This window comes from Roseovarius sp. A-2, assembly GCF_002072155.1.
In the GTDB taxonomy this organism is placed as follows: Bacteria; Pseudomonadota; Alphaproteobacteria; order Rhodobacterales; family Rhodobacteraceae; genus Roseovarius.
Window position 1 is genome coordinate 1 of sequence record NZ_BDIY01000058.1, and the last position, 5,550, is coordinate 5,550.

Sequence of the window (5,550 nt, forward strand, 5' to 3'; positions counted from 1 at the left end):
ATTCATGGGCGGCCCTGTCGTCGCCGTGCTCAAGCGCCCGTTCCTTGAGGTCCAGCTTTTCTTCGCGCTGCGCCTCAAGGCTGCGATGGTCGATCTCGCGCCCGACCTCGATCTCGCGCAAATAGGCGTTCGCATGATCGGCCCAGCTCTCGCGCCAATCCGCCAGCAGCTCCTTGCTGTTCCATGAGCGGTCTTTGCCCTCAAAACCGTCTGCGCCGATGGAACGGGTGGTTAGCATGATATGGGCGTGGTGGTTGCGCTCGTCCCCCTCCCTTCCGGGGGCATGCAGAGCCACATCCGCAATCATGCCCCGATCGACAAAGGCGGATTGCACGAAGGACCGCACCAGAGAGGTCCGTTGTGCGTCCGTCAGCTCGTGGGGCAGAGCGACCGTCACCTCGCGGGCAAGCTGGGCGTCCTTGCGCCGTTCCGCCTGCTCGACGGCGTTCCACAAGGTTGCCCGGTCTCTCAAGGCTTCGGGTGTGCCGTCAGGAGCGAGAATCTCGGTGTGCAGGACGCCCGTGCGATTGGAGTAATCATGCTCCAACCCTTGGCGGTGGTCCTCGATGCGCTCTGCCGTCCGATAGGCGGCGGCGGCAACGGCACTGCGCCCCGTGCTGCGGGAGATCATCTTTGCGGAGAAATGATAGATCGCCATCGGAGCGGGTGAGCCTGTGCCGTTGGTCCAGGGCAATGCCCTGGTCTGGTGGGGTTTGGGGCGGGCGAAGCGCCGCCCCATGTTGCCGCTTGCGGCAAGGGGGAATGGCGTCGCCTTGGGGTTTACCCCGTTGAGACCTCACACATTGCCTTGGCAATGTATAAGTGAGCACTTAAAGTGTTTTCACCGTAGCACCCAGAACAGGACCTCGCAACTCTGATGCCCCGAACCATCGACCAGCAAATCGCCGAGGCCGAGAACAGGGTCCAGAGGCTCAAGACCAAAAAGCGGACAAAAGACACCCGCCGAAAGATCATCGTCGGCGCGACCATCATCCCTGCGGCCTTCAAGGACAAAAAGCTGGCCCGCTACCTGGTCCGGTTGCTGGAAACCTCGCTGACACGGGCCGTGGACAAGCAGGACGCGGAACCCCTGCTGGATGAGCTGCGGAAATTCATCGGAGACGACCAAGCATGAGCAACGATCCCATCAAGACCCTGACCGATACCCTTACCCTGCTGCGGGTCGAGATCGCCGATGTGAAGAAGCGCCAGATCACGGAAGAACGGCTCAAGCACCTGCAAGCCGCACTGGAGGACAACGCGGAAAAAATCGCGGGGGTCCAGAATGCAGCTTCGCAAGGGGGCAGGGAAGGTGCGTCCCGTCTGGCACATTCTCTGGATCAGACCGCCCGTGAGATGCAGGGAAAGGTTGATGATGCCGTGCGCAGCCTCTCAGAGGCCCGTAGAGCGGCCTCAAGCACTGTTCTGGCCCGTAGGCGCAACGCCTGGCTCCTGATGGCTTTCTCAGCCCTTACAGGGCTTGCCACGGGCGCTTTGGTCTCATTGGTAATGTTCGATTACTACCTGGGCCGCGATTTTGCGGACAGCGTCCAGCTCATGGGGCTGGATTGGGCCTGCACCCGGCAGGATGGATTCATCGCGGATCAGCAGAACGGCAAGTTCTGCGTGTTCCAGGTCAGCGAATAATCCACAGGCAACTCCTAGTGTTAATAGTGTTACCTACGGAGTAAGTTACGGGGCCAAAAATCGCCCTTAACTCACTGATACCATAAAGAGAAACTATCCACAGGGTTCCGAAAGGTGCGAGTCTGGGTTCCGAAAGGTGCGAATTTTGGTTCCGAAAGGTGCGAAGCCGGGTTCCTGATAGGTCAAACGAAACCCGGTTCCTGATAGTGCGAATTTTTGGTTCCTGATGGTGCGAATATCCGCTATGAAAATTTCATGGCGTTATTACCGGACCGGCACCCTCAGAAAGACTTCTTCATCCTCGACATCTCCGATGTCGTGCCAAAAGACGATATGGCCTCGATGGAGCACCCGCTGTTCTCACTCGCAACCAAGCCAGACATGCGCCACCTGGTGTACAAGAATGGCATCAACAAGCTTGAGATAATCCCCTCGGGTCGTGGCCTCCCGACCATCTTCGACAAGGACATCCTGATCTTCTGCATCAGCCAGCTGATGGACAAAAAGAACCGGGGGGAGAAAATCGGAAAGCGCGTTCGTTTCACGGGCCGGGAGTTGCTGATCGCAACCAACCGACCGACCAACAATCTAGGTTACAACCGCCTAGAACATGCATTTCAGCGTCTACGTGGGACCACGTTCACCACTAATATTGCGACCGGAAATAAGATCGAGACCCGCATCTTTGGTTTGATCGACGAAGGCGGATTTGTCCGTACCGCTGACGAGCATTTCCGCCTCGACTACTGCGAAATCGTTCTCTCCGACTGGGTGATGCGCGCAATCGAAGGTGATGAGGTCGTGACGATCTCCAACGACTATTTCCGCCTGCGCCGCCCGCTGGAACGCCGCCTGTATGAGATCGGCCGCAAGCACTGCGGTAGCCAGCCAAAATGGCACATCGGCCTTGCCAAGCTTCAGGAAAAGACCGGCAGCAATGCTCCCCTGAAAAAGTTCCGGCTGAACATCCGCCAGATCATCGAAGACGATCATACGCCGTTCTATCGCATGGAGCTGACCCCAGATGACCTGGTGATCTTCCGCCCACGCTCTCCGCAGAGCGACCTCTCGCCAGAGATCCGATTGCCAGAATGGGCAGAGGACAAGGCGCGCGGTATCGCCAGGGAAAAGGGCCGGGACTACTACGCTCTGCGCTCTGACTGGCTGGCGTTCGCCAAGAGCGAAGCCGCTAAGGGAAATCCGCCAAAGAATGCAGGTGCGGCTTTCTTGGCATACTGCAATAAACAAAAAAGCCTGAGATGACGGATGTCACAAGAATCAATCTAAGAGGGACAACATGGCTCATGCAAAAATCTATTTCGAGAACCCGCATACAGGGCAAGTTCGGGAAGCTCCTGTGGGCTTTTCATGGACCGTGTTTTTCTTTGGGTTCTTTCCCCCTCTGTTTCGCGGGCACTGGGCAGGTTTCGCGATCCTGCTAATTGCAGCAATAGTCACATTCGGCCTATCTGGTCTAATTTTCATGTTTATTTACAATAAGATGTATATAAAATACCTAATTTCGGATGGCTTCAAAGCTAAAAGCGCCACAGCAGATCTTGATTATTTGCAGCAGAAGCTGGGGCTTCAAATTCCCCGAACCGCGTGAATTTGTTGTTTCCAGAGAAGCTCTGTGAGCGCATTTGGCGACAGTGAATGCTATTTCTGACCCGGAGTATTAGCAGGCTCCAGCTTGCCTCGCGCCGTAAGATGCTTGGCTGTTCGTATACTTGTCTCCGGCATCCGAAGACAGTTGCTCAATCAGCCCATTACACGAAAATCCCATCATGCTCAGATACTGCTGAGCAGATCTTGCTGCCTGCTCATTCCAGTCAACCGATAGGCTGTTCACCGCTGCTGTGGCATCAGCCACACTGTAGCCGTCACCGTATGGGGAAGACAGCTGCGCAATGAGGCCATCTCGGGAAAAACCTGTCATGCTCAGGTAGCTATTCGCCGACCTGACAGCGTTTTTCTGCGGGCCGGTCAGTGATTGTGCCAAAGTGACTGAAGCGCTCATAAGCGCGCAAGAAAAGGCAATAACGACCGCTGCTTTCTTCATAAATTTTCTCCATTACCAACTAAACACCCCGAAAACTACGGGGATATCATGACCAAAATCGCTAAATTCATGATTGGATCAAGGCTCTTCTCTGTTTGAAGTCCACCTCCGTGCAGGAACTCTCGCGTTTCTCAAAGACTTTTTCCCCACAGACGTCGCCAAAGACCACGTTTGGATGGCTCTGCACCCCTCTCACGCTGATCGGTCAAAAGCGCGTTCAACCGCACCCGCTCAGCTTCCGCTCCGTCCAGACGAGCGCGCAAATCCTCGATCTGATCGACGAGCTGGCCGCGCTCCCGATCTCGCTCGGCGGTCATGGCGTCGATCCGCTCTCTAAGCATCTTAACTTCGACGCCCAAGACACTGTTTTCATGCGTTTCCTCTAGGGTTTCCGATTGGTTTTCAAGACTGTTCGGAAACGGGTTCGCGGACATCCACCTGGAAAGCTCTGACGGATCAATCTGCCAGCGCCCCTTGTCGTCCTTTTCCGCAGATATTCCGCCTGAATTAAGGGCTTTTGACAGCGTCCCCTTTGAACGCTTCGCGGTCTTTGCCGCCTGTCCAAGTGTCAGTTTCATGATGTTTCCGCCTGTATTTCACGGGGGTTTCCCCTTGGTTTTCTTACCGTTCAGGATACACACATCGGAAACACCCGCCAATAGGCGGTTTGCAAGTCCCTTGAAAAACCCAACGTGATAGGTTAAATTCAGTTATGGTCACCATATACCGAGCGCATGGTCTGCGCGTCATCATCTTCACAGACGATCATGAGCCGGCCCATGTGCATGTGTTCGGTGACGGGCAAGTCAAGATCAACCTGATCGGGCCTGACGGGGCTCCATCTCTTGTCTGGGCCCAGGGCATGAAGGGGAACGATGTGCGCCGCGCCGTGCAGATCGTCCAGGACCAGCAAGAGGCGTTTCTTGCCAGATGGAGGGAAATCCATGGCTGAACTGACAGATTCTGAAATCAATGCCGCTATTGAGCGTGGCCACATCGCGCAGCAGACAGAGCCGCGCGCCGATGCAGTGCGCTATGACAAGCGGAACAGCCGTATCATCGTCGATCTGACGAACGGTTGCACTTTCGCCTTTCCACCCCGTGTGGCGCAGGGGTTGGAGGCTGCAACGGACGAAGACCTCGCCGCGGTTGAAATCCTCGGTGCTGGTTACGGCCTGCATTGGGAAGCCCTCGATGTAGACCTGTCCATCCCCGGCTTGCTGGCGGGACTGTTCGGAACCAAAGCCTATATGGCCCGGCGGGCAGGGCAGGCCAAATCTCCGGCGAAAGCCGCCGCCGCCCGCGAAAATGGCCGCAAGGGCGGCAGGCCGCGCAAGCATGCATGATGGTCACAAGCTGAACCCATCATCCCTTTCACGGCTGATATCGCGTTCCTGCTCGATGCTGCGCTCTGCCTCCCTGTCGCGCTCCCTGACCTGCTCATGCGCGGCTTCAAGCGTCGAGAAGTCCGCGCCACGCAACGCCTCGGCCAACCCGTTCAGGGAATGCTCGGCCACCTCCCGCACACGGGCATAGGTCTCGGCAAAACGCTCACGCAGTCCGGACACAACTTCGCGGACCTGTTCCAGCCGTCCGTAAGCATCACGCCACAGATCGCCAGCGGTGGTCTGGATGCCGCGCCGCTCCATGCCCCACGCCTTCCAGCCAATGTCCGGCAGGGGATCGCGGTCCAGCTCCACGGCCTCGATCTCAAATTCATGGGCGGCCCTGTCGTCGCCGTGCTCAAGCGCCCGTTCCTTGAGGTCCAGCTTTTCTTCGCGCTGCGCCTCAAGGCTGCGATGGTCGATCTCGCGCCCGACCTCGATCTCGCGCAAATAGGC

General features: G+C 57.0%; 9 protein-coding genes and 1 pseudogene. 6 read left to right on the forward strand and 4 right to left on the reverse strand.

Annotation, left to right across the window (positions count from 1 at the left end; genetic code table 11):
- A partial coding sequence (mobQ, locus tag BHD06_RS22220; protein WP_176214475.1) for a MobQ family relaxase occupies positions 1-658 on the reverse strand: 658 nt, incomplete at its 3' end.
- A 219-nt stretch (positions 659-877) separates the two neighbouring features.
- Here mobQ and BHD06_RS22225 point away from each other — a divergent pair.
- The 4 genes from BHD06_RS22225 to BHD06_RS22240 all read left to right on the forward strand — a co-directional run bounded on the left by BHD06_RS22225 (position 878) and on the right by BHD06_RS22240 (position 3,256).
- The gene (locus tag BHD06_RS22225; protein WP_080459127.1) at positions 878-1,135 is read left to right on the forward strand and encodes a hypothetical protein; all 258 of its coding nucleotides are present in this window, start codon (positions 878-880) and stop codon (positions 1,133-1,135) included.
- On the forward strand, positions 1,132-1,647 hold the full coding sequence (locus BHD06_RS22230; protein ID WP_080459128.1) for a hypothetical protein: 516 nt from the start codon (positions 1,132-1,134) through the stop codon (positions 1,645-1,647). Before BHD06_RS22225 ends, BHD06_RS22230 begins: the two co-directional genes overlap by 4 nt.
- Before the next feature lie 255 nt (positions 1,648-1,902).
- Complete coding sequence (locus BHD06_RS22235; protein ID WP_080459129.1) at positions 1,903-2,910, forward strand: replication initiator protein A; 1,008 nt, start codon at positions 1,903-1,905, stop codon at positions 2,908-2,910.
- Between the two features lie 34 nt (positions 2,911-2,944).
- Positions 2,945-3,256 carry a hypothetical protein gene (locus BHD06_RS22240; RefSeq protein WP_080459130.1) on the forward strand — a complete coding sequence of 104 codons (312 nt, stop codon included), beginning with the start codon at positions 2,945-2,947 and terminating at the stop codon, positions 3,254-3,256.
- A 69-nt stretch (positions 3,257-3,325) separates the two neighbouring features.
- Here the strand turns inward: BHD06_RS22240 and BHD06_RS22245 are convergent, their stop codons facing one another.
- Positions 3,326-3,709: an Ltp family lipoprotein gene (locus tag BHD06_RS22245; RefSeq protein ID WP_080459131.1), complete on the reverse strand. Its 384-nt coding sequence runs from the start codon at positions 3,707-3,709 to the stop codon at positions 3,326-3,328.
- Positions 3,710-3,840: 131 nt separating this feature from the next.
- Positions 3,841-4,287: a hypothetical protein gene (locus BHD06_RS22250; protein WP_080459132.1), complete on the reverse strand. Its 447-nt coding sequence runs from the start codon at positions 4,285-4,287 to the stop codon at positions 3,841-3,843.
- 134 nt (positions 4,288-4,421) lie between these two features.
- On the opposite strand from BHD06_RS22250, the gene BHD06_RS22255 reads away from it, so the two are divergent.
- A complete protein-coding gene (locus BHD06_RS22255; RefSeq protein ID WP_080459133.1) occupies positions 4,422-4,661 on the forward strand; it encodes a DUF4160 domain-containing protein in 240 nt (79 codons plus the stop codon).
- Positions 4,654-5,055 carry a DUF2442 domain-containing protein gene (locus tag BHD06_RS22260; protein WP_080459134.1) on the forward strand — a complete coding sequence of 134 codons (402 nt, stop codon included), beginning with the start codon at positions 4,654-4,656 and terminating at the stop codon, positions 5,053-5,055. Before BHD06_RS22255 ends, BHD06_RS22260 begins: the two co-directional genes overlap by 8 nt.
- A 3-nt stretch (positions 5,056-5,058) precedes the next feature.
- Here BHD06_RS22260 and BHD06_RS23970 read toward each other — a convergent pair.
- Positions 5,059-5,550: pseudogene (locus BHD06_RS23970) on the reverse strand (hypothetical protein); the annotation flags it as partial.